Origin of the sequence: Streptomyces sp. NBC_01264, from assembly GCF_026340675.1 — a bacterium.
In the GTDB taxonomy this organism is placed as follows: domain Bacteria; phylum Actinomycetota; class Actinomycetes; order Streptomycetales; family Streptomycetaceae; genus Streptomyces.
This window is the reverse complement of the sequence record NZ_JAPEOX010000001.1, coordinates 3,911,169-3,935,560: the sequence shown is the minus strand read 5'-3', so window position 1 is coordinate 3,935,560 and position 24,392 is coordinate 3,911,169. Positions and strand designations below refer to the sequence as shown.

Below are 24,392 nucleotides of genomic sequence, written 5' to 3'. Positions count from 1 at the left end.
CTGAGTATAACTAGCCGCGCGGGCGGAGTTTCGGTGGAACAATATCGGAAACTCTGCACTCAAGCCGAGTTGCTTCTGCGGTCGGATAGTCGATCGATTCGAATGGCCACTCTAGAACCAGCCAGAGAGATCCCACCTGTCGCTATTGCGGATAATGCAAGTAGTCTAAAATTAGAGCTGGATCTCGAAAAGGCTCTCCGATTGGCAGACAATCTCCGATGGGCTTTGAGCGATGCGCAAATGCTCATGAATATGCTGCTTCAAATTATCGGCGCACTGCGGGATGTGATCATTGATCTCGATGTGCGACAGGTCTCTCAGATTGATATTCGAGCAGGTTCGGGCGCGGAAGATCGGCGCGATGAAGCCCTGAGATATCGGGCTCGTGCCGAAGTTGAACTGGATAGGGTAGACGGCCGTAGGCGCACTCTGGAGGCTCTCTGGGATCAAGCTCGCATCGAACTTCAGCGCCTTTCGCGACATCCAGGGATTTTGGCGGGTCAGGCTGGCGGGACATCGGGTGCCGCTAGCGCAACTGTTGCACTTCGGCAAGACCTCCTTACAGGGCCTGCGCTTGACGATATCGCCGTGGCGTTGGCGAAAGTGGGGGAAATAAACGACCGTAATGAAAGGGCGGCGGAAGATCTTTCACGCCGATTGGTAGGTGATATGGCTGGAGAACCTGACGGGGGTGAGTTCAATCTACTTGTGCGTGCCGCATCTCACCCGGACGGAGATTTGCGCGAGGCGGCAGTTACCAGTCTTTGCTTGAACTATGAGCATGACCCGAAGGTCCTAAAACTCGTGGAGGAGCGGTCTCGCTCAGATGCGAGCGAATACGTAAGGGCCGCTGCCTTGGCGGCCCTAAGTCAAGTTCGGCCTAGGTCGGAGAGGCTCCGAGAGATTTCCCTAGAGAGGCTGAGTGTCGACGTCGAATTAACAGTCCGGCAAGTCGCTCTCGACATTCTGGTTCATTCATGGCCGCGCGAAGAGACTACTTATCGCGCCGTTGTAGATAGAATCGAGAATGATTCGAATGGTGAGATGAGGGAGGAAGCGCTGCAAGCCCTTTATTCAGGCTGGCCAAATGATCACTTCATGCGAGAATTGATTGGATCGTGTGCCGTCGCCGACCCGGACTGGACTGTTCGGTACGCCGCCTTGGATGCGCTTCGCGAGGGGTGGGGTAGTGACGTATTCACTCGCGATCTTCTAATCGATCGAGCCGTCAACGATCCTGACCTGAATGTCCGGAGACTTTCAATCGAGGCTTTGTCGGGTGACTGGCGCGAGGATTTGACGAGTCGAGGGGTTGTTGTTAGTCGTGCGGTGAATGAGGAGGATTGGACCGTTCGGAGAGAAGCGCTACATGCCGCTCTCGCGGGGAGGTCGGCTGAAGGGAGGAGGGAACACAGGAAGCGTCGAGAGTTCGCCCTAGATAGATGCGCAAATGATCCCCATGATGCGGCAAGGAAAATTGCTCGCGAATTTGTGGAAACCTATTTTCCGGGAATGAGGAGGCTCCTACCTGTTGAGCAAGAAGGGAAATGAGGCGGACGGTAAGCCCTGTACCATAGACAGCGTGCAGCTACTCGCCCTCTTCGACCTAGATAACACGCTGATCGACAGGCAAGGCAGCCTTGAGGAGTGGGCTCGGGAGTTCTGCGAGTCTCGCGTGCTGCCAGTGCAGGCCGAGCACGTGATTGTTGAGGCACTCCATGCACGGGCCTACCCGGCGGACCTAGCGAGGCTCAGGGCGGTCCTCAGCCTCGCTGATCCCGTTGAATCCTTGTGGAGCGAGTACGTCTCGGGGATGTCCGCCCGAGCACGTTGTCTTCCCGGGCTGCCAGGTGCCCTCGCTCGGATGCGGGCGAGCGGCTGGACGCTCGGAGTGGTGACTAATGGTGCTGTGGACATCCAGCGAGCCAAGCTGGAGGGCGCGGGGCTGGCTGATCTGTTCGACGGTGTGTGCGCGTCGGGAGAGGTCGGCGTGCGGAAACCCGACCTGGCCGTCTTCCAAGCCGCCGCAGAGCGCTGCGGCACCACCCTTGCCAAGGGGGGCTGGATGGTGGGCGACAACCCTGAGACAGACATCGAAGGTGGTCGCGCGGCAGGGCTGCGGACGGCATGGATTTCCGCCGGGCGGCAGTGGCCGACAGGGGCCCGCAGCCCCGACCTGGAGGCGAGGACTGCCTCAGAGGCAATCGGCTTGCTGTTGGAGCAAACCGCGGCTTACTCCTCTGGTGCGGTGTGAAGCTTCGCGAGGGCCTCGCCGATGTCCAGCTTCTGGTCCCGTGAACCTGCCCAGCGCTCCATGACTAGCGCTGAGGCTGCCGCGAGGTCGCTCGGTAGGCCTGCCTCATCGAGCGCGTCTGCTGCCTCCCGCATCTCCGGTGCCCACCTCCAAGACCGTGCAGCAACCTTCGGGATATACGCGGTCTCAGCCAGGTAGCTCGTAGAGCGGCCCTGCGCGATGGCGAGGAGTTCCTCACCCACCCCGTGGTCATCGGCGAGGGCGTAGGAGACGGCTGCCAACACCCGGCTGCTCTTCTGGTAGCTGGTGTATGAGAGCTTCAGGGCGGAGGCCTTCCCGGTACCGCCCTCCAAGGGGTGCGGCACTACGGCCGTCCCCTCGAACAGCAGGGCCACGGCGGCCACAGCGTCATCCGGCCCCGACAGGTACAGCTGCGGCGACTTCACTTCGGACGGAGGCGAGCCGATGACCGAGCCGTCGACTACGGTCGCGCCGCGCGAGGCCAGCGCCGTGCTGATTCTCTCCATGCGCGCCGGTGAGATCGCGTTCCCTTCGACGTAGATCCCGGCGAAGGACTCCGCTGCAACCGCTGTCGCGACTTCTTCGGCGTTGGCCGGCGGGCACAGACTGAGAATCACTTCGCAGCGCTGGGCCATCTCCGCAAGGTCGCGTACCTCGCTCAGGTCGTACCGATGTGCTCTCTCTCGGGTGGCCTCGCTGCGTCCCTCCGGGCACCAAAAGACATCTGTACCTGTCCGCTTGGCTTGGGCAGCAACAGCAGCGCCCATGCTCCCGGGATGCAGAATGCCGAGCGTCGTCATCCGACCAACTTTTCAATGTCATGTACTTCGGCGAGTGTTGAGTCCTGTACGGCTCGATCGATAGCGCGCGCAGTTTGGGAAGGATCGATGCTCTGTGTCTCGATCACGAGCGACCACGGTTCACTCGCATGGTCAAGGAGATCTCGCCGGGTCTCGTCCCAGACCTTGAGTCTCGTCTCCACGTCCTTGTCGCCACGCCCCTGGCAGCGGTCCTCCGTGACATCTCGCGGACACCAAAGCAGGACCTTCACCCAGGAAATCGGGAATGCTCCGACTGCCCTGGCACCGGTGACCTGGCCCATGTGCATCACGGGGATGCACCCGGAGTCCACGAGCTCAGACACCCCACGCTTGTCGATGGCGTACTCAGCGTCGTACCTGGAGTTCCGGTAGAGGAGTTCGCCCTCCCGGGCCAGCTGCTCAATGTGCTCGGCCGTCGTGAGCCGGTAGCCCGTCGTCCGGCCGGGGCCAGCCTTGAGACGCTGGAACAGCTCGTACTCTGGGCGGAGCCGAGACAGCTCCGCAGAAACCGTGTCCTTCCCGGAGCTGGGCGGCCCGTAGAGGACCACGCCGGACTGCGTCACAGGTCTGCTCCGCTCAATACGTCCCGGGCTTCATCGACCAGGGCCACGGCCGCGCCGAGCCGGTTATCGACTATGAAGTGGGGTCCCTGAGGTCGGAGTTCCATATCGACCGTGGAAATGTATTCGTCCCATGCTTCCATCTTCCAGGCGTCACGGGCAGCGCCCCGGAACTCGATGTACTCCCGCATGGACTCTGGGTCGCATTCGACCCATATCGTTGCTACGGATACCCGCTTGGACCTGCATCGGTTTTGGAATCGCTGCATCCAATCCGCCTGGGCGAACTCGGCAATGAACGGCGCGTCGAGGATTGTTGAGATTCCGCAGTCGACGTTATCCCAGGCTGCCTCCATGAGGCACCGGTATTCGAGCGGGCGAACCTTCTCGCGGTACAGTGCCGAGCTTCGGTCGTGGGCCTCTCCACCGAGTGCGATCAAAAGCTGATCGACGAGTGGGCGCGTCAGCGAGTCTTTGTCGAGGATTGGCCAGCCGGTCACACCCCCGAGGAACTTCGCGAACTCGGATTTGCCGGATCCTGCGAACCCTCCTACCAGGACCACAGACGGGCCGTCGTTGCTGCCGCCTGCCGTGCGACGACGCCACGCGTCGATCACCCGGTCTCGTAGAGCGTCACTGTCCACGTCGGCAGTGCCGGCGCGGATACTGCCGAGTGCCTGCCTGACTGCTTCGGACTGATCAGGCAAGGTGCGGGTCGTGGCCACCGGGATGGAATCCACGGGGGCATCCTCTCCGGGGAGGGCTGCACGGAAGCCCAGTTGGGCTTCGTTGCGACGATAGAGGCGGCAATAGGCCCGACGGTAATGCGGTCCCGGGTATATCGATCCTCGTTCGTGGCCCCAGACGGTTTGGAAGTTGGCCGCGATGTTGAAGCCGTGTCGCTCGGCAATCTCGCGCAGCTTTTCCCCCGTGTCTTCCAAGGTTAGCCCGAACTTCTCGCGGTGTTGGCGTAGGAGTTCAGGATTCCAGTCCGGGTTCTTGCGAGCCATCTGCCCCTCCTAGATAGCTGTTGGAGCCGCCAATGTAGCGGTCCGGCTAGGTACAGCAAACTTCGTGATAGCACGTGTGTAAGCGGATGTGTAAAGCAGCTGAGACTTTGTCAGGTAGCCGCTTGTGATACCGATTTCCTCGCTGCGGAGGTGAACTAGAACCACACCGACCGAGGAGGTGCTCATGCGCCGCAGCAAGGGAGGGGCTACCCCAGGAGGGCAGCCCCAATCCGACCCAGAACGACGCCTAGTTCCCTTCGAGCGCGCTGAGTCGCTCGCGGAGCTCCGCTACCTCGCCCCTGAGGCCAGCAACCTCTTGACGCAGCTCGGTGATGGCGCCGGCGGGGTCTGCGAGCTTCGCGGCCTCAACGGAGTCCGCAGTCAGGAACGCACCCTTGCCCTGGTGGCTCACTGCGAGGCCGTCGGTCCTGAGCTGTCGGATCGCGTCCCGGGCCACGGTGACCGTGACTCCATACGTCTTCTGGAGTTCGGCCAGCGAGGGCAGCTTGCCCGACGCCGCGAACTCGCCGGCCGCGATCCTCCCACGTAGCTGGTCCGCCACCTGCTGGTAGGCGGGCTTGCCGGTCCACTCGACCATCTGCACCTCAAGTCTCTTCGCTGTCACTGCCTCATAGTGCCCAAGCGGCACAGAGAGGACCAGTACCCGCCCCCGCTTGTTCCGAGGGGGGTTGCGCAACTCTGCCTCACAGTGCACTCTGAGGCAGAACCCGCAAGGTTCCGCAAGGAGCCTCAGGGCCAGAGCGACAACGCCCGTCTGCCCGGCGGTGCGTTCCACCCGTTCGCGGCTTCACCCCCGAGGTCGGTCGCCTCTCTCCAAAGACCGTGACCGACCCAGTTCCCTTCGCTGATCAGGAGAGATCCACATGCGTTCGTACATCGGTAACCACCAGATCGTGAACCCGGCTGAGTTCGAGGAGCTGGCGCTCGGCTTCGATGAACTGCCTCTGGGGCTGGACAGGGACCTGTTCCGGGGCCCGCTGACCCCGGAGACGGCCCAGGAGCGTGCGGCCCGTGAGGCCGTGGCCCGTGAGGTCATCGCCGAGCTGGCCGCGCTGGGTGAGGGCGGGGACGAGATCGCTGCGTGGGACGCGCTCTACGCCGACGCGCTGACCCGCACGGTCCCCTTCCTGCGGGGCGCGGCCCGTGACGCCGGCCGTTCCTCCTGGATGGGGGAAGCGGCATGAGCCACACCATGGCGGCCATGGCCGCAGCGCTTCCGCTGGCGTCCGGCTGGTCGGTTCACAGTCTGTGGATGCGGCGCCGGATCGCGGCGGCCCGTCGCGACCCGCTCACCGGATTGCTGACCCGGGACGGTTTCACCGAGGTGGCCCAGCGTCGGCTGGCGCACCGGCCGAGGGCTGTGTGCCTGATCGACCTCAACAAGTTCAAGCAGATCAACGACACCTACGGCCACGCCGCCGGGGACGCGGTCATCCGCGCCGTTGGCAAGCGTCTGAGTGCCTGGGCCGTGAACAACTCGGCTGTCGTGGGGCGCTTGGGCGGCGACGAGTTCGCCGCCGTGGCTCCCGCCTACAGCGAGAACCAGCTCGCCGAGACCCTCAGCAGCCTCACCGCAGGGCTGGAGCAGCCGGTAGACGTCGGGGGTCATTTGCTGACCGTCAGCGCTGCGATCGGCTTGGTCTGCTTCAATGCCCGCGCGGATGAGGCAGACCTCTCCGAGCTGCTGCGGGTTGCGGACGAGCAGATGTACCGGGCCAAGCGCGGTGGCGCCCCGTGGATGAAGGCCCCCCTCGGCTACGCCCCGGAACGGGCGACGGTCAACGGCCGGCGCGCTGGTCGTCAGGGTGCCAGCGAGGTGGCGGCGTGATGGCGACCCGCAAGGCTTTGACCACGGTGCAGAAGGTCGTTCTGACGGCCGCGTTCCTGCCCATGCTCGCCACCGGAGTCGCCGGTGGGGTCGGGACCTACAGCAACATCAGCCGCGCCTACGGCTCGGGCACGGCGCTCGGTGCGGTGGCGGCCGGTGAGGGTGCGACCGCCGTTCTGGCGCTGGTGCTGCTCGGGCTGACGATGCTCGGACAGTCCTCCCCGGGGATCATCCGTATCGGCTTGTGGGCCCTGCCGGCCGCCGCTTCGGTGATGGCGGCGATGGCCGCCGATGACCCGGGCCGCACCGTCATCTATGCCGTGACCCCGATGGGTATGTGCGTCGCGGCGGAGGGTATGGCGTTCCTGGCCCGGCGGATTGTCGTCCACCAAGACGGTCGTGATGCCGAGGCCGAAGCCAAAGCGGCGACCGTGGTTCGGGCCCTGGCCTACCACCGGGCCCGCGCTGCGAACCACCCGTGGTCGTGGGTACGGAAGTGGTCCGACCAGACGTCGTGGCGGCTGGCTCGGAAAGTCGGCCTGGGGGACGCCTCGCTGGGTGCTCGACTGCTGGACGTCCAGCGCGAGCGCCTTACCGGAGGGGCGGACGATGCCCTGGCCGCCATGTTCACCACATCCACAAACCGGCATGAAACGCCAGAGTTCATCGTAAATCGGTTGGGGTCTGACCTGCGGAAGTCGGCCGCCGAGGCCCCGACCGCGACGGCCGAACTCCCCGCTCTTGAGTCGGCCGACCCGGTACCGGTCATCGAGCCGGTTGCCCTGCCGGAGCCGGTCCCGGTAGTCGAGCCGGTCGAGCCTCCCCAGTCGGTTCTGGTGAAGACGGTCGCCGCTGCGGAGTCGGCTCCGCGTCGGGCGACCGGTCGGGTGCCGAAGTCGGCCCGTACGCCCCGACCGACGCGCGATTCGGATGAGCTGCTGGATGAGGCCCGGTCGGTCACGGCCAACTGGTCTGATGCCGAGCTGACAGCCGAGGGCATCCGTAAGGCGGTCCGTACGTCGTCCGCCAGGGGCCGTCTGCTGCGCGACACGCTCAAGGCCGAACGCGCCGCCGCTGCTGAAGCGACGGCCGCGTGATGGCCGGGCCCGGCATACCTGTCTACTCATGGAGGCTCGCCCCGGACGGGCTGGCCACGCGCCGTCAACTCCGCGCGGCCGGCCTGCGCCCCGGTGGACAGGACGTCGTAGCCCAGATTGAGCGTCCCCGCTACCGGCGGAAGCCGCTGACCGCCTACCTGTACCGCGTCGACCTGGCCAAGCCCGTCCGGCCCATGACCCCGGCCAAGTGGGACGCGCTCGCCCTGGCGATGCTCGCCCGCCGCACCTGCCCCCAGTGCTCCACCGACGCCGGATACGTCATCCCGGCCTCGCTCGGCATGTGCGTGCCCTGCGCCTACCCCGAAGAACAGCGCGCCGCCTAATCCGCGACTTCACCTTGGAGACCAGCCATGGGCTATGCCCACTACATCGTTCATCGTGACGGAGAGCAGATCGAGGCCGGATACGACGTGCAGGCCGTGTGCGAAGAGCCGGGCTGCACGGAGTCGATCGACCGTGGACTCGCCTACCTCTGTGGCGAGATGCCCGGCGGAGACGAGTACGGCTGCGGCGGTTACTTCTGCGGCCACCACCTCTTCATCGGCCCGAACACGCACACCGGTGACCTCTGCGTCCGCTGCCTCAAGACGGCCACGACCACGGGCTGACCACGCAAGTCCCTGCTCAGCGGGACCCGGACGCCTCGCCGTCTAAGCGTCGTCCGGGTCCCCCTTCCACCCCACTCGCTATGAGGGAGCAGACCCACCGTGTCTGATGTCCATGTCACTGACCAGAACGAGGACCTGGAGCGCCCCGGCGCCGAGGTCTTCGACATCACCACCAAGCGCCCCACCATCCCGGCCCCGCCCGCGCCGCCGGCCGACCGGTACGAGGACGATGAGGAGGAGTCGCCGCGGTCGCGGCCGGTCGACTCGAAGGACCTGCCGTCTCCGGGGATCACGACCTACAAGCGGCTGCCGATCATCCCCTCTTGGCTGAAGTCGAAGCCGGGGTTCGTCTCCACCACCCAGCGCGCCACGAGCAACGCGTTCTACGCCACCGCATTCCACGGGATCCGCACCCCCTGGTACGCGCTTCAGCTCGGGCTGCTCGCCCCACGTGGCATGGCCCGGCTGGTCCGCGACACGAACGCGTGGGTGTGGGATGCCGAGGCGGCCCCGCTGCGGGCGTATGAGGTCTACAAGGAGAACACCGCCGAGTACCTGAAGCTGTCGCGGCAGCGCGACAGCCGGGTACGCCTGCGGACCCTGGTCACCGTGGTGGGGCTCATCTTCGGTACCGGATTCGCACTGACCATGTACGTCATGGCGCCCGGCTGGCTCGCCGTGTTCGCCTCGGCCGCAGTGCTCACCGCCGGGTTCTGGGGCGCCCCGAAGGATCAGCCGGTGATCGGCCCGGCTGTGCTGAAGACGGAGCTGGAGAAGCTCACCGGGATGCTCGTGCTCCGGGCGCTGGACAACATCGGCAACGCGAAGCTGTCGGCCGCCATCAAGAAGGGCGGCGACATGAACGGCCTGCGCTTCACCTCGGAGATCACCCGGGACGGGCCCGGCTACCGGGCCGACCTCGATCTCCCGTGGGGTGTTACCCCGGAGGACATCATGGAGGCCCGTAAGCCGCTCGCCTCCGGCCTGCGCCGCAAGGTCGGCTCCGTGTGGCCGTCCTCCGACCCCACGGAGCATGAGGGGCGCCTGGTCCTGTGGGTGGGCGACAAGCCCATGAACGAGACCAAGAAGCCTGCCTGGCCGCTGCTGAAGTCCGGGCAGGTGGACCTGTTCAAGCCGGTCGTCTTCGGCAACAACCAGCGCATGGCCGATGTCGCCGTGACCCTGATGTTCGCCTCCGTGGTGGTCGGCTCCATCCCGCGTATGGGCAAGACGTTCCTGATGCGTCTGTTCCTGCTGATCGCCGCTTTGGACCCGCGTGCTCAGCTCTACGCGTTCGACTTCAAGGGGACCGGTGACTTCGGCGCGCTGGAGCCGGTCTGTCACCGCTACCGGGCGGGGGATGAGGATGAGGACATCCTCTACGTCCTCGAATCGCTGCGGGAGCTGCGGGCCGAGCTGCGCCGCAGGGCGAAGGTCATCAAGTCGCTGCCGCGCTCGCGCTGCCCGGAGTCGAAGGTGACCGCCGAGCTGGCCAACGACAAGAGCCTGGGCCTGCACCCGATCGTTGCCGGATTCGATGAGTGCCAGGTCCCCTTCGAGCACGAGAAGTACGGCAAGGAACTCGAAGAGATCTGCACCGACCTCTGCAAGCGCGGCCCCGCCCTCGGCATGGTCACCCTGTTCGGTACCCAGCGCCCCGACGCGAAGTCGCTGCCGACCGGCATCTCCGCGAACGCGGTGCTGCGGTTCTGCCTCAAGGTCATGGGTCAGCCCGCCAACGACATGGTGCTGGGCACCTCGATGTACAAGGCGGGATACCGGGCCACGATGTTCTCCCGCACCGACCGGGGCATCTGCTGGATGGCCGGTGAAGGGGATGACCCGCGCATCGTCGCCTCAGCGTTCGTCGACGCGGTCGCCGCCGAGCAGGTCGTGGGGCGGGCCCGCCGGATGCGCGAGGAGTACGGCAACGTCACCGGCCACGCCATCGGCCAGGAACCCGAGTCCGGGGAAGCCTCCTTCGACCTCCTCGCCGACATCCTCCGCGTGGTGCCGGCCGATGAGGAGAAGGTCTGGAACGAGAAGGTCGCCGCCCGCCTCGCCTCGCTCCGCCCCGAGGTCTACAGCGGCTGGAAGGCCGAGACGGTCACCACGAACCTGAAGCCGCACGGCATCACCGCCCAGGACGTCTGGGGCTCCACCACGGGCGGCAAGGGCACCACCCGACGCGGAATCGCCCGCGCCGACATCACGGGAGCCATCACCCTCCGTGACGGGAAGCGGGTCGGGGGCTGACTCGCACCGCTGCTAGACCTAGCGGCCATCGCTGCTAGGTCTAGCACCCCCGCTAGCACCCCAAACCGGCCCCCATCAGCGATCTCGCACCTAGCAGCCGACCTGCGAAAACACCGGAAACCCCGCCCGGAAGGCACCCCATGACCCCCATCCTCCTTGCTAGCGCCTGCCTGCTCGTCATCACTCTCGGTTACGTCAGCGTGTGTGCGTCCAGCCCGTTCGGGACCTGCCGCAAGTGCAAGGGCTTCGGTTACGCGATGAAGACCGACCGCAAGGGACGCCTCAAGCGCGGCAAGCACTGCCGCCGCTGCGACGGCCACGGCAAGCGCATCCGCACCGGCCGCCACCTCTACAACCTGTGGCTGCACCTCTACCGCGACGCCAACCCCGCCCCCCGCAAGACGTTCGCCCCGAAGGGATAACCCCATGGCCATCACCGTCTCGCTCGTCTTCCTGTTCGGCCTGGTCCTGTACTTCCTCCTCCGCTCCAAGACCCTCGGCTACGGCTCCGCGTTCATCGCCATGATGTTCGGCTTCTTCCTCGCCTCCACCGGAGCCTCCAGCCCCATCAACGAACTCACCACCGCCGTCGTCAACGCCGTCACGGACCTCGGGAGCCAGGGATGAACGAGCCCATCACCTACCGCCACTGGGCTATCGACCTCGCCCCCAAGGCAGCCCCCGCCCTCGCCACGACCACGGTCCTGATCCTGGGCCGGATCTGGAACGCCAACGGCGCCGAACACAGCGTCGGGAACGCGGCCCTCATGGTCGTGCTCGCCGCCGGGGCCGCAGCGGCCGGCGCGTTCTCCTCCGGCAACCAGTCCGGGGGCAGCGTGATCGCCGGAACCGCGTTCGCCGCATCCGGCGGCCTGGCCCTGGCCGGAGTCGCCGGATACGCCGATGGCCTCTCCCTCCCGATCCTGCTGTGGGCACTGGCCACCGCCGTGGCCTACGGACTCGCCGCCCGCTACTGGCGCACCGACCGCCGCGAGACCGTCTCGCACGAGCGGCAGACCCTCGGCCGGCGCGAGGACCACGCCCACGTCGAACGCGTCGAAGCGCTCCGCGCCGGAGCACAGATCGAAGTCGCCCGCTCCGGCGCCGCCTACGCCGAGCAACTCGCCAACGCCCTCATCACCCGCTCCACCCTGCCCGGCTACAACCCGCAGGCCATCACGGGCGCGGGACTGCCCGAACTCCCCGTGGCCGAGGGGAAGGACTGGTGACCGGGCCCGAGGCGGCATACGCCACCGCGCCGAGCGTCATCAGCGAAATCGGCTGGACCGTACGCGGGGCCCGCGACTGTCGGGGCGGGATCCGTGTCCGGGAGTTCTGGCTCCGCAAGGCCGCACTGCTGGACCGCATCGCCCTCACCGACGACGACCCCGTCAGCGGCGACGCCGCGACCTGCGCCACCGAAGCGGCGCTCCGGCTGATCGAGATCGACCGCGCGGACGGTCCCCGCACCGCAGACCCCCGGGGCTACGTCCGCCAGGAATACACCCTCTGGCTCCACCACCACTGAAGAGAGATCGCCATGACCTCCAGTCCCGCCCTGAGCACCACGCAGCACCCCACGATGCACACGCAGGTCGACGGTCTCAGCTACCGGCCCGAGCGCATCAGCGTGATCGCGGCCCTGTCCCACATCCGCAGCGCCCGTAAGAGCCCCAAGAACGTGGACGCGGTCAACGTCTACGCCTTCACCAGCCGCGACGGAATCCCGCTCCACGTGGTCTACATCCACCACACCCCGGGCCGCTGGCACGGAGTCAAGGACGTCATCGACGTCTGCGAGATCCCCACCGCCGCACTCACCGACCTGTAGCTGTGCCCGGGGCGGTCGCCTCTCTCCAAAGACCGCGACCGCCCCGGCTTGCCCAGTCCCTTCGCAGAAACAGGAGCACCCCCAGCATGACACCAACCCCCGCCCCGACGCTGCTGAGCGCCGCCCTGGCCGCCGCAGAGCGAGGCTGGCCCGTCTTCCCCCTGCGCCCCGGGGACAAGCGGCCCGCCGGACACCCCGAACGCAACTGCCCCCGTACGGGTCGCTGCGCGGACGGCCACCGCACCCCCGAACAGCGAGCCACCCTCGACCCCGGGAACATCACCGCGTGCTGGCAGGCGGCCCCCTACAACGTCGGCCTCGCCACCGGCCCCGCCGGACTCCTCGTAGTGGACCTCGACATCCCCAAGGACGACGACGGACCCGCACCCCAGGAATGGGCCGGAGCCACCGACGGTCTGGACGTCTTCGCGATGATCTGCGAGCGCGCTGGCGAGCGGCTGCCGACCGAGACGTTCACGGTGCGCACCCGCCGTGGCGGCCAGCACCTGTACTTCACCGCCCCCGCCGAAAAGCAGCTGCGTGGCAGCGCAGGACGCCTGGGCTGGAAGGTCGATACGCGAGCCTGGGGCGGGTACGTGGTCGCGGCCGGCAGCACGGTCGGCACCGGCTCGTACGAGATCATTCACGACGCGCCCCCCGCTGCTCTCCCCACGTGGCTCTGTGACCTGCTCGCCACACCGCCCGCACCCGCCCCGGTCCCTGTGGCTGTGCTCCGCTCCCGGATCGGGAAGGCGGACCGGTACGCGACGGCCGCTCTCAACGGCGAGGTCGCCAAGGTCGCCGCCGCTACCACCGGCACCCAGAACACCACGCTCTACAACGCCGCCTACGCCCTCGGCCGCCTCATCGCCGCCGGAACCCTCACCGAGACGGAAGTCACCGCCGCGCTCACCGCCGCCGCGCCCCAGGGGCTCGCGCCGTCCCGCATCGCGGCCAGCATCCGCGACGGCATCCAGCGCAGCGCCCGCAACACCCTGGGAGGGGCGGCATGACCACACACCCCGTGGACAGCTCGGAGCTGTGGGCGGGCTTCGAAGCACTGGACGCCCAGCAGGCGGCCGCAGCGCCGTGGGACGAGCCGATCCCGCTCACCGCCCAGCGTGAACTTCCCGCCTTCCCCACCGAGGTCTTCCCGGCCTGGCTCGGAGACTTCGTGCGCGGCGTGGCCGAGGAGACGCAGACGTCCGTGGACGCGGCCGCCTCACTCGCCCTCGCGGTCCTGTCCACGGCCGCCGGGGGCCGCGCCGTCGTTCACGTCCGAGGCCGGTGGCGCGAGCCCGTCAACCTGTTCGTCGTCATGGCCCTCCCCCCGGGCAGCCGCAAATCGGCGGTGTTCAGCCTGATGACCAACCCGCTCTACAGGTGCGAGGCACTGCTTGCCGCAGCATCGGCCGGCGCCATCATCGAAGCCGAACTCACGGCGAAACTCGCCAAGGAAGTCGCGGACAACGCGGCTGCGAAAGCAGCCCGCGCGGAGGCAGACAAGCGCGACCAGCTCGTGGCCGAGGCAATCGGCCTCGCGCAGGTCGCGGAGTCCATCGTCGTGCCCACCAAGCCCCGGCTCCTGGCCGACGACGCCACCCCCGAGGTCATCGCCTCTCTGCTGGCCGAACAGGGCGGCAGGCTCTCGGTCATGTCCGCCGAGGGCGGCATCTTCGACATCATCGCCGGACGCTACTCGGGCACCCCCAACATGGAAGTGTTCCTCAAGGGGCAGGCAGGCGACCGCCTGCGCGTCGACCGCAGGGGGCGTGAGGAGTTCATCGAGTCCCCCGCTCTCACCATGGGGCAGACGGTGCAGCCCTCGGTTCTGGAAGACATCAGCCGCATCAAGGGGGCAGGTGACAGGGGACTGCTGGGGCGGTTCCTGTACTCCTTGCCCGAAGACCTTGTGGGCTACCGGGAAGTGCTCCCCGAGCCTCTCTCCGAGGACGTGGCCGACGCCTACGAAGAGCGCGTCACCGCGTTGACGATGGCTCTCGCAGGCTGGACCGACCCGGCCGTACTCCAGCTCACCCCCGAAGCGAACGAAGCGCTGGCCGCCTACGAGCGGCGACAGGAACCGCGGCTGCGCAAGCGCGGCGGAGACCTCGGCCACATCAGGAACTGGGCCGCGAAGCTCGGTGGTGCGACCTGCCGCCTCGCAGGACTGCTGCACCTGGCCTCCCACACCGAGGACGGGCACACCCAGCCCATCACCGCCGACACCATGCGCGACGCGGTCAAGCTCTCGGACTACTTCACCGGCCACGCCCTCGCGGTCTTTGACCTGATGGGCGCCGACCACACCGCCTCCCGCGCTCACACCGTGCTGGAACTGCTGCGCACCCAAAAGTGGACCGAGGTCAGCAAGCGCGACCTCATGGTGAAGCTCTCCCGCTCCGAGTTCCCCACGGTCGCCGATCTGGACCCCGCGCTGGACCTGTTGGAGGACCACGGGTACGTCCGCTGCCAGCCCGCCCAGCGCACCGGAGGCAGGGGCCGGCCGCCGTCCCCGCGCTACCTCATCCACCCCCAGCTGAGCGAACCCACCCTCTGACCCCCGCCACAGAAACCACAGAATCACAGAAATAGCCCCACCCGGCCCCTGACCTGCGCGAACACCCTCAATGAGGGCTCCCGGGTGGCTGCCACAGAAACCCGCAGAAGAACCACACAAATACGAGCCCACCCCGGGCCGCTTATTTCTGTGGGACTTCCCGCCCTTTCTGTGGCAGCCCAGCCACCGGCCCCAACCCCCTCGTTCCCGCAGGTCAGCGGTCCTGTCCCGGGTTTCTGTGTATTTCGTGGTTTCTGTGGCGCCCCAAGGAGCGAGCCCATGCATGACGCCCATGACGCCGTGTCCCACGTGGCAGATCCAACCCTGGTGCTGCTGAGGGTCGAAGAGGCCGCCCGCCGACTCTCCATCGGCCGGACCACGTGCTTTCACCTCATCAGCTCCGGACAGCTGGAGTCCGTGCCCATCGGCCGGCTTCGCCGCGTGCCGGCGGAAGCCGTGAACGACTTCCTGGCCCGGCTCCGCGAAGCGCACCGCCCTACCTCCACCGCTGCCTGAAGGGGCTGCCCATGACAGAGAACAAGCGGACCCGCCAGCCCAACGGCCGTAGCTCCATCTATCTCGGGAAGGACGGAAAGTGGCACGGCCGCGTCACGGTCGGTGTGCGCGACGACGGCTCACCTGACCGGCGCCACGTGGAGCGCAAGACCCGTGCTGAAGTCACGACCGCCGTAAGGAAACTGGAGAAGGAGCGGGAGGCCAAGACCGTGCGGAAGCCGGGCAAGGCTATGACGGTCAAGGTGTGGCTGACGCACTGGATCGAGAACGTCGCCCCGCTCGGGGTCAACGACAACACGATGGTCGGGTACGGAGTCGCCGTGCGGAAGCACCTCATCCCCGGACTGGGCGCTCACCGTCTCGACAGGCTCACGCCCGAGCACATCGAGGTCTTCTACGCGAAGATGCAGGCCAACGGCAGCAAGCCCGCGACCGCACATCAGGTGCACCGCACCTTCCGTACCGCGCTCAACGAGGCAGTGCGACGCGGCCACCTCGGGAAGAACCCGGTCCAGCTGGCCAAGGCTCCGAAGACGGGCGACTACGAGGCGGAGCCCTACACGGTTAAAGAGGTACAGCGGCTCCTGGAGGCCTCTGGTCGGCAGCGGAATTCGGCGCGCTGGGCCGTCGCGCTCGCCCTCGGGCTGCGTCAGGGGGAGGTACTTGCCCTGAAGTGGGATGACGTAGACCTCGAAGGTGGGTTCCTCGTGGTCCGCCGTAGTCGCCACCGCCCGCAGTACGCGCACGGGTGCAGCGCTCCCTGCGGCCGGAAGGCCGGGTACTGCCCGGAGAAGCGGCGTACTAACCCGGAGACCTCCGTCACCAAGTCGCGTGCCGGCCGCCGCGCGGTAGGTCTCCCGGAACAGCTCGTTGACCTACTGCGAGCCCACCGCAAGGCTCAGGACGCGGAGCGGCAGGCAGTTGGGAAGCGCTGGGTAGAAGGGGAGTGGGTGTTCCCCGACGAGCACGGGCGCAGCCCCTCGCACCGGAGGGATTGGGCGGAGTGGAAGGCCTTGCTCGTGGAAGCGAAGGTTCGTGACGGACGGCTCCACGACGCACGGCACACGGCGGCCACGGTGCTGCTTATCCTCGGCGTCCCCGAGCGGGCCGTCATGGGCCTCATGGGGTGGTCGACCACGGCCATGGCCGCGCGGTATCAGCACATGGTCGACGCGGTGCGGACCGATGTGGCGCGGCAGGTCGACGGACTGATCTGGAAGACCGAGACGGACCGACCGGATGAGGACGACGACGGCACGGCCGGCGTGCTCGTACCTGCCAACTGAGACGGGAACTGAGACGAACAGCCGAATGGGCGGCACCCCGTGTGGGGTGCCGCCCATTCGTTATGGCTGGTCGGGCCATCAGAAGCCGTGACCGGAATCGAACCGGCGTAACTCGCTTTGCAGGCGAGTCCCTCAACCACTCGGGCACACGGCTGGGTGGTGGTGATGTGTATGACCGTACGAGGGGGCGGGAGGGTGGGGAAGGGGTTCGGGGGGCGTGCAATGCGACTGCCATGCCGCGTTCGCAGAGGGAGGGGCGAGGGGGGCGGGCGGGACCTTTGGCCTAGGGCTGGGGGAGGGAGTGGGATCGGTCGGAATGACAGGGTCGAAACTGAGGTGTGAGCCTTACTCTGGGGCGATGAGCGTCCTCCCACAGCGAGCTGCTGCCGCACCCGTCGAAGCGATACCCGACGGCCCGAAGGGCGGGATCCTCGGGCCCGCGTACCGGACGCTCAGCATCGGGATCATCTCCGTCATCTTTCTGATCGCCTTCGAGGCCACGGCCGTCGGGACCGCTATGCCCGTGGCCGCCCGGGAGCTGGACGGGATCGCGCTCTACGCCTTCGGCTTCTCCGCCTACTTCACCACCAGCCTCTTCGGGATGGTGCTCTCCGGGCAGTGGGCCGACCGGCAGGGGCCGCTGCGGCCGCTGACCGTGGGGATCGGGGCCTTCGCCGCCGGGCTGGTGTGTTCCGGGACCGCCGGGACGATGTGGATGTTCGTGCTCGGGCGGGCCGTGCAGGGGTTCGGCGGCGGGCTGGTCATCGTCGCGCTCTACGTGGTCGTCAGCCGGGCCTACGAGGAACGGCTGAGGCCCGCGATCATGGCGGCCTTCGCCGCGAGCTGGGTCGTGCCGTCGATCGTCGGGCCGCTGGCCGCGGGGACCGTCACCGAGCACCTCGGGTGGCGCTGGGTCTTCCTCGGGATACCCGCGCTGGTCTTCGTACCGCTGGCCGTGGCGCTGCCCGCGATCCGGCGGAGCGCGTCCGGGCCGGTGGACCCCGAGGCTCCGCCCGTGGCGTTCGACCGGCGGCGGATCCGGCTCGCCCTCGGGATCTCGGTCGGCGCGGGGCTGCTGCAGTACGCCGCCCAGGACCTTCGGTGGCTGTCGTTGCTGCCGGGGCTCGCGGGGGCGGCCCTGCTGGTGCCCGCGGTGCTGGGGCTGCTCCCGCGCGGGACCTACCTGGCGCGGCGCGGGCTGCCGTCGGTGGTGCTGCTGCGGGGCGTGGCGGCGGGGTCGTTCATCGCGGCGGAGAGCTTCATCCCGCTGATGCTGGTCACCCAGCGGGGGCTGAGCCCGACGATGGCCGGGTTCTCGCTCGCGCTGGGCGGGGTGACCTGGGCGGCCGGTTCGTGGGTGCAGTCGCAGGGGCGGACCGCGCCGTACCGGGAACGGCTGATGGTGCTGGGCATGATCATGGTCGCCGTGGCGATCGCCGGGGCGCCGGCGGTGCTCGTGGAGTGGGTGCCGGTGTGGATCATCGCGCTGGTGTGGGCGCTGGGGTGCCTGGGGATGGGGCTCGTCATCGGGTCCACGAGCGTGCTGCTGCTGAAGCTGTCGGCGCCGGAGGAGGCGGGGGCGAACTCCGCCTCGCTACAGATCTCGGACGCGCTGGCGAACGTGGTGCTGCTGGCGGCGGGCGGGGCGGCGTTCGCCGCGCTGGGCGGGGGAGCGGTGGGGGCGGCGCACTCCGTGGCGGAGGGGGCCGGGGCCTCGCACCCCGGTGCGTTCGTGGTGGTGTTCCTGCCGATGGCCTGCGTGGCGCTGGTGGGGGCGTGGGTGGCCACCCGGCTGGACGCGGAGCCCCGGCGGGGCTGAGATCCGTTTGCCCTGGCCGCCCCGCCGGCGCCCCGGCCCGACGGCCGGGTGCACCCGTGGGCCGGGCAGGCCCGTGGTCCGGCGCGGCGCCGCTGCCGGGGGCCAGCCCCCGGACCCCCGCTCCTCAAACGCCGGAGGGGCTGGATTTGGCCGGCGTCGACGAGGCCGTACTGGCCGCCGTGCGGGGCTGGGTGCGGGGTGAGCGGGAGCGGGCCGGACGTGAGGGCTGGCGGCCGCGCTGCTGCACGGGATCGCGACGAACCATCCCCTCGTCGACGGGAACAAGCGCACCGCCTGGCTCGCCGCCGCGACCTTCCTCGCCCTCAACGGAGTCGATCTCGGGGATGTCGATCAGGATGGGGCGTACGACCTGGTCATCGACGTGGCGGCGGGGAACGAGGAGCACATCGGGCGGATCGCGGAGCGGCTGCGTGCGCTGACCCGGTGAGTGTGACGCTCGCCGCACGCGCCGAGGTCACGGGCCTGTCCCTCCGCGAGGGGTGGGCCCGGGCCGGTAAGGTGGCCCGGTTGTCCTACGTACGACTGCCCGTACCGCCGGCCGTACCGATGCCCGGACCGCACGCCCGGAAGATGCCCGGACTGCACGCCCGGAACGGAAACGCCGCCGAGAGACCGAACCGGAGACCGTGACTACTACCGCCTCCCACCACCTCTCACCCGCCTTCCCCGGCCGCGCGCCCTGGGGTACCGCCAGCGCCCTGCGAGCTTGGCAGCAGGGTGCGCTGGACCGGTACCTGGAGACCCAGCCGCGCGACTTCCTCGCCGTCGCCACCCCCGGCGCCGGAAAGACCACCTTCGCGCTGACCCTCGCGTCCTGGCTGCTGCACCACCACGTGGTGCAGCAGGTGACCGTCGTCGCGCCCACCGAGCACCTGAAGAAGCAGTGGGCGGAAGCCGCCGCCCGGATAGGGATCCGGCTGGACCCGGACTACTCCGCCGGCCCGCTCAGCAAGGACTACCACGGGGTCGCCGTCACCTACGCGGGTGTGGGCGTGCGCCCGATGCTGCACCGCAACCGGTGCGAGCAGCGCAAGACGCTGGTGATCCTGGACGAGATCCACCACGCCGGTGACTCGAAGTCCTGGGGCGAGGCCTGCCTGGAGGCGTTCGATCCGGCGACCCGGCGGCTCGCCCTCACCGGCACGCCCTTCCGGTCCGATACGAATCCCATTCCCTTCGTGGCCTATGAAGAAGGGAATGACGGAATTCGGCGGTCCTCCGCCGATTACACGTACGGCTACGGAAACGCACTCGGCGACGGGGTCGTGCGGCCCGTCATCTTCCTCTCCTACAGCGGCAACATGCGCTGGCGCACCAAGGCGGGCGACGAGATCGCGGCGCGCCTCGGCGAGCCGATGACCAAGGACGCCATCTCGCAGGCCTGGCGTACGGCGCTCGACGCGCGCGGCGACTGGATGCCGAACGTGCTGCGCGCCGCCGACCAGCGGCTGACCGAGGTCAGGAAGGGCATCCCGGACGCCGGTGGGCTGGTCATCGCAGCCGATCAGGACTCCGCGCGGGCCTACGCCAAGCTCATCCGGGAGATCACGGGGAGCAAGGCCACCGTCGTGCTGTCCGACGACACCGGGGCCTCGAAGCGCATCGACGAGTTCGCCGCGAGCAACGACCGCTGGATGGTCGCCGTCCGCATGGTGTCCGAGGGCGTCGACGTACCGCGGCTCGCGGTCGGCGTGTACGCGACCACCATCTCGACCCCGCTGTTCTTCGCGCAGGCCGTCGGGCGCTTCGTGCGCTCGCGCCGGCGCGGCGAGACGGCGTCGGTGTTCCTGCCGACCATCCCCTACCTGCTGGGCTTCGCCAACGAGATGGAAGTCGAGCGCGACCACGTCCTCGACAAGCCGAAGAAGCAGGGCGAGGAAGACCCGTACGCCGACTCCGAGAAGGAGATGGAGGAGGCGAACAAGCAGGAGGACGAGGACACCGGCGACGAGGAGCAGATGTCCTTCGAGGCGCTGGAGTCCGACGCCGTCTTCGACCGGGTGCTTTACGACGGCGCCGAGTTCGGCATGCAGGCGCATCCGGGCAGTGAAGAGGAGCAAGACTACCTCGGCATCCCCGGGCTGCTGGAGCCCGACCAGGTCCAGATGCTGCTCCAGAAGCGGCAGTCGCGGCAGATCGCGCACAGCAAGCGCAAGCCGGACTCCGAGGCGGACCTGCTGGAGCTGCCCGCCGACCGGCGGCCGGTGGTCTCCCACAAGGAACTGCTGGAGCTGAGGAAGTCGCTCAACACGATGGTGGGCGCCTACGTCCACCAGAGCGGCAAACCGCACGGGGTGCTCCACACCGAACTGCGCCGCGTGTGCGGCGGACCGCCGAGTGCGGAAGCCACGGCGGGACAGCTGCGCGAGCGGATCAAGAAGGTCCAGGAGTGGGCCACCCGGATGCGGTGATTTCCTACGGAATACGGCACGGGCGGCGGGGGAGATTCGTACGGCTCCGCCCGCCCGGGCCGCCGTAGCGGTGTCGCCGCACCCGTGGTGGGAGGCCGTGAGGGGCCGCGCGGACGACCCGGCGGCATGAGCCGCGGCCGACGGGCCGAAGGTCACGAATCGACGGCGATGTGCGTTTTCAACCGGCACAAAACGCCAGTAGGCGCCCGGATTCTGGACGAGCCCTTCCGCTGAGCGAACCCGCTCGCTAGTGTCCCGGCATCGAACGCCCCGTGGCAACGCCGCCGCGGGAGCGCAGCCGGTGCCATGGCCGCTACCGGCGGCCTCTCCGTGCGTCGCCGAGGGACCGGCGCCGCTATCCCCAGAGAGTCACCGCCGCCCACCGAAAGAGGGAGAGGCGTCGTGACCGCGGAAACCTCCCAGACTCTCGACCGAGGACTCCGAGTTCTCAAACTGCTCGCCGACACCGACCACGGTCTGACCGTCACCGAGCTCTCCAACCGGCTAGGTGTGAACCGCACCGTGGTCTACCGCCTCCTGGCCACCCTCGAACAGCACGCCCTGGTCCGCCGCGACCTCGGCGGACGCGCCCGCGTCGGGCTCGGCGTGCTGCGCCTGGGCCGCCAGGTGCACCCCCTCGTGCGCGAGGCGGCACTGCCGGCGCTGCGCTCCCTCGCCGAGGACATAGGCGCCACCGCGCACCTGACCCTCGTGGACGGAACCGAAGCGCTCGCCGTGGCGGTCGTCGAGCCGACCTGGACCGACTACCACGTGGCCTACCGGCCCGGCTTCCGCCATCCGCTGGATCGCGGGGCGGCCGGCCGGGCCATCCTGGCCGCCCGTCAGGGCACGCTCATCGAGCCCGGGTACACGCTCACCCACGGCGAGCTCGAGGCGGGCGCCAGCGGCGCTGCCGCGCCCCTCGTGGGCATCACCGGGCTGGAGGGCAGCGTGGGCGTCGTCATGCTGGCCGACGCCGTGCCCGAGCGGGTCGGCCCGCGCGTGGTGGACGCCGCCCGCGAGGTGGCCGACGCCCTGCGCTGAGCCGCACGCCGTACAGCCGGACACCGAGCCGCGTCCCCGATCACCGGGGGCGCGGCTCGACCCGTTCGGGGGCGCCCGCGCTAGATTGGCCCGGTGCTCTCTCGCCTCACACGTCTGCCGCGTCCCGCCGCCCTCGCCGTCTGCGCCGTGCCCGTGCTCGCGCTGTTCGCCGTCGCGGCCCTCGCACCGCTGCCCTTCGTGATCGCGCAGCCGGGCCTCACGGCCGACGTGCTCGGCTCCCGCGACGGCAAGCAGGTCATCAGCATCACCGGGGCGCCCACCCGCGAGACCAAGGGCCAGCTGCGGATGACCACCATCCAGGCCACCGGTCCCTCCACCTCCGTCACCCTGCGCGAACTGGTCGGCGACTGGTTCGACACCTCCCGGGCGGTGATGCCCAGGGAGTCGGTGTACCCGTCGGGCGGAAGCGACAAGGAGATCGAGGAGCACAACCTGGAGGAGATGACCAAGTCGCAGTCGACGGCCTCCGAGGCCGCCCTCGGCTACCTCCACAAGGACCCCAAGGACGTGAAGGTCGAGCTGAACCTCGCCGACGTCGGCGGTCCGAGCGCCGGACTGCTCTTCTCGCTGGGCATCGTCGACAAGCTCGACGGGAACGGCAGCGGCGGCGATCTCACCGGCGGCAGCACCATCGCCGGTACGGGCACCATCAGCGCGGACGGCGAGGTCGGCGCGGTCGGCGGGGTGGCCCTGAAGACTCAGGCCGCGCGGCGCGACGGGGCGAGCGTGTTCCTCGTACCGAAGGCGGAGTGCTCGGACGCCACGTCCGAACTCCCCGAGGGGCTCCGGCTGGTCCCCGTCACTACGCTGACGGATGCGGTGAACGCGCTGCGGGCTCTGCAGAAGAAGGGCGCAGCGGTTCCTTCGTGCTGATCCGGGGGGCCGCCGGCGCCGCTTCCATGCTCCGCCAGGACGGGAACACCAGCGGGGAGAGCGTGGCGAGGAAGTAGACCCCGCCGAACACCAGCAGTGCCTTCGTCACGCCGAAGCCGTCGATGAGCAGTCCCGCGGCCAGTCCGCCCAGCGGCATGGTCAGCTCGCAGCCCGCCTGGGTCACGCCCGAGACCCGGCTGCGCAGTGCGTCGGGCACCTTCTCCAGCATCACCGTGGTCAGGATCGGGTTGAGCACGCCCGCGCCCAGCCCCGACAGGGCCATCGTCACCGCGAGCGGCAGCGGGGTGTCGGTGAAGGCGGCGACCACGTAGCGCGGGGCCCCGCACAGCAGGAACGCCGCGGCGAACACGGCCCTACGGGGGAACCGCTCGCCCCAGGCTCCGTAGAGCAGGGCGCCCAGCAGCGCGAACCCGCCGAAGAGGGCGACCATCAGGCCTAGGGCGGTGGGTCCGCCGAGGGCGTCGCGGCCGTGCACGGGCAGCAGGACCGAGGACCAGCCCTGGTCGAGGCCGTTGGTCATCATCACCATCACGGTGACGCCCAGCAGCAGCCGGGTGCGGGTCAGGAACCGCCAGCCCTCGGCGAGTTCGGCCCGGTAGCCGGCCAACGACACCTTCCCGGCGGCGCGCTGCGGTTCGGCGGCCGGTATCCCGCGCAGGAACGCGGTGACCAGGAGCGCGGAGGCGCCGAAGGTGGCCGCGTCGAGGAGCAGGACGCTGTCGGCGCCCATCGTGGTGATCAGTACGCCGGCCAGCACGGCCCCGATCATGCGGGCTCCGCGCGAGACGGCGTCGTAGAGGCTGGCGGCGCGGGCGACGGTGGTGCCGGCGTGCTCGGCGAGGTGGGGGAGCAGTACGTAGCGTGCGGTCAGCCCGGGGGTGTGCACGAGGCCGCCGACGGCCATCAGCGCGCACAGCATCCAGAACTCCAGCAGCCCCGCCTGGTGCAGCAGCGGGATCGCGCCCACGGACAGTCCGCAGATCAGGTCGGAGACGGCGGAGACCCGGCGGCGCCCGAGCCGGTCGATGACCGGGCCCCCGACGAGGGCGGCGACCGCGACGGGCAGGGTGGCGCAGAAGGCGACGATCCCGGCCCGGCCGGCGCTGCCCGTGGTCAGGAGCACGAACCACGGGACCCCGATGAGGGTCAGTGAACTTCCGGCTATCGAGATGGTGTTGGCGAGCAGGACGGCGACGAAGGGGCGACGGTTCACGCGATGCCGCCGTGCGGGCGGGAGATCCGGGTGCTGCGGGTGATGGCGGCGTGCAGGTGCGCGGGCTGGATCAGGCGGATGCCGAGGGCGATCAGGCTCTCGCCGAGCTGGTTGCGCAGGGCGGCGGCGGGGTGGTGGCCGGGGTGGGGAGCTGCCTCCCTCGCGAGGCGCCAGGCGGCGGCCTCGGCGGTGCGGGTGGCGTGGGTGTCGGCGTGGATCTGGGCATGGCTGAAGGCGTGCACGGCAGGACTCCTTCTGCGAAAAGGGACGGTGGAGTGG

Annotated in this window: 28 protein-coding genes, 1 tRNA gene and 1 pseudogene; 22 read left to right on the top strand and 8 right to left on the bottom strand. The window is 68.7% G+C overall.

Going from position 1 to position 24,392, the window contains the following annotated elements; genetic code table 11:
- Nucleotides 1-171 precede the first annotated feature (171 nt).
- Complete coding sequence (locus tag OG435_RS18230) at nucleotides 172-483, bottom strand: hypothetical protein (RefSeq protein ID WP_266877951.1); 312 nt, start codon at nucleotides 481-483, stop codon at nucleotides 172-174.
- A gap of 105 nt (nucleotides 484-588) precedes the next feature.
- Here OG435_RS18230 and OG435_RS18225 point away from each other — a divergent pair, with 105 nt between their 5' ends.
- Both OG435_RS18225 and OG435_RS18220 read left to right on the top strand, forming a co-directional pair.
- On the top strand, nucleotides 589-1,551 hold the full coding sequence (locus tag OG435_RS18225; RefSeq protein ID WP_266877949.1) for a HEAT repeat domain-containing protein: 963 nt from the start codon (nucleotides 589-591) through the stop codon (nucleotides 1,549-1,551).
- On the top strand, nucleotides 1,532-2,254 hold the full coding sequence (locus tag OG435_RS18220; RefSeq protein ID WP_266877947.1) for an HAD family hydrolase: 723 nt from the start codon (nucleotides 1,532-1,534) through the stop codon (nucleotides 2,252-2,254). The genes OG435_RS18225 and OG435_RS18220 overlap by 20 nt, the downstream gene beginning before the upstream one ends.
- Here the strand turns inward: OG435_RS18220 and OG435_RS18215 are convergent.
- The 4 genes from OG435_RS18215 to OG435_RS18200 all read right to left on the bottom strand — a co-directional run bounded on the left by OG435_RS18215 (nucleotide 2,233) and on the right by OG435_RS18200 (nucleotide 5,291).
- The gene (locus OG435_RS18215) at nucleotides 2,233-3,075 is read right to left on the bottom strand and encodes an NAD(P)-dependent oxidoreductase (RefSeq protein WP_266877945.1); all 843 of its coding nucleotides are present in this window, start codon (nucleotides 3,073-3,075) and stop codon (nucleotides 2,233-2,235) included. The two genes, OG435_RS18220 and OG435_RS18215, sit on opposite strands and share 22 nt — an antisense overlap.
- Nucleotides 3,072-3,659, bottom strand: a complete 588-nt coding sequence (locus OG435_RS18210) for a guanylate kinase (protein ID WP_266877943.1) — start codon at nucleotides 3,657-3,659, stop codon at nucleotides 3,072-3,074. The genes OG435_RS18215 and OG435_RS18210 overlap by 4 nt, the downstream gene beginning before the upstream one ends.
- The gene (locus tag OG435_RS18205) at nucleotides 3,656-4,666 is read right to left on the bottom strand and encodes an AAA family ATPase (RefSeq protein ID WP_266877941.1); all 1,011 of its coding nucleotides are present in this window, start codon (nucleotides 4,664-4,666) and stop codon (nucleotides 3,656-3,658) included. The genes OG435_RS18210 and OG435_RS18205 overlap by 4 nt, the downstream gene beginning before the upstream one ends.
- Nucleotides 4,667-4,913: 247 nt before the next feature.
- Nucleotides 4,914-5,291, bottom strand: coding sequence for a winged helix-turn-helix domain-containing protein (locus tag OG435_RS18200; RefSeq protein ID WP_266877939.1), 378 nt, complete (start codon nucleotides 5,289-5,291; stop codon nucleotides 4,914-4,916).
- A gap of 259 nt (nucleotides 5,292-5,550) precedes the next feature.
- Between OG435_RS18200 and OG435_RS18195 the strand changes: the two genes are divergently transcribed.
- The 15 genes from OG435_RS18195 to OG435_RS18125 all read left to right on the top strand — a co-directional run bounded on the left by OG435_RS18195 (nucleotide 5,551) and on the right by OG435_RS18125 (nucleotide 16,690).
- The gene (locus OG435_RS18195) at nucleotides 5,551-5,871 is read left to right on the top strand and encodes a hypothetical protein (protein WP_266877937.1); all 321 of its coding nucleotides are present in this window, start codon (nucleotides 5,551-5,553) and stop codon (nucleotides 5,869-5,871) included.
- A complete protein-coding gene (locus tag OG435_RS18190) occupies nucleotides 5,868-6,515 on the top strand; it encodes a GGDEF domain-containing protein (RefSeq protein ID WP_266877935.1) in 648 nt (215 codons plus the stop codon). The genes OG435_RS18195 and OG435_RS18190 overlap by 4 nt, the downstream gene beginning before the upstream one ends.
- Complete coding sequence (locus OG435_RS18185) at nucleotides 6,515-7,612, top strand: conjugal transfer protein (protein WP_266877933.1); 1,098 nt, start codon at nucleotides 6,515-6,517, stop codon at nucleotides 7,610-7,612. Before OG435_RS18190 ends, OG435_RS18185 begins: the two co-directional genes overlap by 1 nt.
- On the top strand, nucleotides 7,612-7,956 hold the full coding sequence (locus OG435_RS18180) for an RRQRL motif-containing zinc-binding protein (protein ID WP_266877932.1): 345 nt from the start codon (nucleotides 7,612-7,614) through the stop codon (nucleotides 7,954-7,956). Before OG435_RS18185 ends, OG435_RS18180 begins: the two co-directional genes overlap by 1 nt.
- A 27-nt stretch (nucleotides 7,957-7,983) precedes the next feature.
- Nucleotides 7,984-8,241, top strand: coding sequence for a hypothetical protein (locus OG435_RS18175; protein WP_266877931.1), 258 nt, complete (start codon nucleotides 7,984-7,986; stop codon nucleotides 8,239-8,241).
- 99 nt (nucleotides 8,242-8,340) lie between these two features.
- Nucleotides 8,341-10,497: a cell division protein FtsK gene (locus OG435_RS18170; protein ID WP_266877929.1), complete on the top strand. Its 2,157-nt coding sequence runs from the start codon at nucleotides 8,341-8,343 to the stop codon at nucleotides 10,495-10,497.
- A gap of 140 nt (nucleotides 10,498-10,637) precedes the next feature.
- Entirely contained in the window at nucleotides 10,638-10,919 is a 282-nt protein-coding gene (locus OG435_RS18165; RefSeq protein ID WP_266877928.1) for a hypothetical protein, read from the top strand.
- A gap of 4 nt (nucleotides 10,920-10,923) precedes the next feature.
- The gene (locus tag OG435_RS18160) at nucleotides 10,924-11,124 is read left to right on the top strand and encodes a hypothetical protein (RefSeq protein WP_266877927.1); all 201 of its coding nucleotides are present in this window, start codon (nucleotides 10,924-10,926) and stop codon (nucleotides 11,122-11,124) included.
- The gene (locus OG435_RS18155) at nucleotides 11,121-11,726 is read left to right on the top strand and encodes a hypothetical protein (protein ID WP_266877925.1); all 606 of its coding nucleotides are present in this window, start codon (nucleotides 11,121-11,123) and stop codon (nucleotides 11,724-11,726) included. The genes OG435_RS18160 and OG435_RS18155 overlap by 4 nt, the downstream gene beginning before the upstream one ends.
- On the top strand, nucleotides 11,723-12,025 hold the full coding sequence (locus OG435_RS18150) for a hypothetical protein (RefSeq protein WP_266877923.1): 303 nt from the start codon (nucleotides 11,723-11,725) through the stop codon (nucleotides 12,023-12,025). The genes OG435_RS18155 and OG435_RS18150 overlap by 4 nt, the downstream gene beginning before the upstream one ends.
- A gap of 12 nt (nucleotides 12,026-12,037) precedes the next feature.
- Nucleotides 12,038-12,328: a hypothetical protein gene (locus OG435_RS18145; RefSeq protein ID WP_266877922.1), complete on the top strand. Its 291-nt coding sequence runs from the start codon at nucleotides 12,038-12,040 to the stop codon at nucleotides 12,326-12,328.
- A gap of 86 nt (nucleotides 12,329-12,414) precedes the next feature.
- Nucleotides 12,415-13,341 (top strand): bifunctional DNA primase/polymerase, encoded by a 927-nt coding sequence (locus OG435_RS18140; protein WP_266877920.1) that lies wholly within the window; start codon nucleotides 12,415-12,417, stop codon nucleotides 13,339-13,341.
- Entirely contained in the window at nucleotides 13,338-14,888 is a 1,551-nt protein-coding gene (locus tag OG435_RS18135; RefSeq protein ID WP_266877919.1) for a YfjI family protein, read from the top strand. Before OG435_RS18140 ends, OG435_RS18135 begins: the two co-directional genes overlap by 4 nt.
- A gap of 279 nt (nucleotides 14,889-15,167) precedes the next feature.
- The gene (locus tag OG435_RS18130; protein WP_266877918.1) at nucleotides 15,168-15,404 is read left to right on the top strand and encodes an excisionase family DNA-binding protein; all 237 of its coding nucleotides are present in this window, start codon (nucleotides 15,168-15,170) and stop codon (nucleotides 15,402-15,404) included.
- 11 nt (nucleotides 15,405-15,415) lie between these two features.
- The gene (locus OG435_RS18125) at nucleotides 15,416-16,690 is read left to right on the top strand and encodes a tyrosine-type recombinase/integrase (protein WP_266877916.1); all 1,275 of its coding nucleotides are present in this window, start codon (nucleotides 15,416-15,418) and stop codon (nucleotides 16,688-16,690) included.
- Nucleotides 16,691-16,772: 82 nt separating this feature from the next.
- On the opposite strand, the gene OG435_RS18120 is transcribed toward OG435_RS18125, so the two are convergent.
- Nucleotides 16,773-16,844 (bottom strand) — tRNA-Cys (locus OG435_RS18120).
- A 204-nt stretch (nucleotides 16,845-17,048) separates the two neighbouring features.
- Between OG435_RS18120 and OG435_RS18115 the strand changes: the two genes are divergently transcribed.
- The 5 genes and pseudogenes from OG435_RS18115 to OG435_RS18095 all read left to right on the top strand — a co-directional run bounded on the left by OG435_RS18115 (nucleotide 17,049) and on the right by OG435_RS18095 (nucleotide 22,879).
- Nucleotides 17,049-18,509, top strand: a complete 1,461-nt coding sequence (locus OG435_RS18115; RefSeq protein WP_266877915.1) for an MFS transporter — start codon at nucleotides 17,049-17,051, stop codon at nucleotides 18,507-18,509.
- 229 nt (nucleotides 18,510-18,738) lie between these two features.
- Nucleotides 18,739-18,957, top strand: a pseudogene (locus OG435_RS18110) (type II toxin-antitoxin system death-on-curing family toxin); the annotation flags it as partial.
- A 199-nt stretch (nucleotides 18,958-19,156) separates the two neighbouring features.
- Entirely contained in the window at nucleotides 19,157-20,941 is a 1,785-nt protein-coding gene (locus OG435_RS18105; RefSeq protein WP_266877913.1) for a DEAD/DEAH box helicase, read from the top strand.
- Between the two features lie 402 nt (nucleotides 20,942-21,343).
- Nucleotides 21,344-21,985: an IclR family transcriptional regulator gene (locus tag OG435_RS18100; RefSeq protein WP_054222485.1), complete on the top strand. Its 642-nt coding sequence runs from the start codon at nucleotides 21,344-21,346 to the stop codon at nucleotides 21,983-21,985.
- A 93-nt stretch (nucleotides 21,986-22,078) separates the two neighbouring features.
- Nucleotides 22,079-22,879, top strand: coding sequence for a S16 family serine protease (locus OG435_RS18095; protein ID WP_266877912.1), 801 nt, complete (start codon nucleotides 22,079-22,081; stop codon nucleotides 22,877-22,879).
- Here OG435_RS18095 and OG435_RS18090 read toward each other — a convergent pair.
- Both OG435_RS18090 and OG435_RS18085 read right to left on the bottom strand, forming a co-directional pair.
- Entirely contained in the window at nucleotides 22,809-24,113 is a 1,305-nt protein-coding gene (locus OG435_RS18090; RefSeq protein WP_266877910.1) for an MFS transporter, read from the bottom strand. The genes OG435_RS18095 and OG435_RS18090 overlap by 71 nt on opposite strands.
- Entirely contained in the window at nucleotides 24,110-24,355 is a 246-nt protein-coding gene (locus OG435_RS18085; protein ID WP_266877909.1) for a hypothetical protein, read from the bottom strand. Before OG435_RS18085 ends, OG435_RS18090 begins: the two co-directional genes overlap by 4 nt.
- Nucleotides 24,356-24,392: the final 37 nt, after the last annotated feature.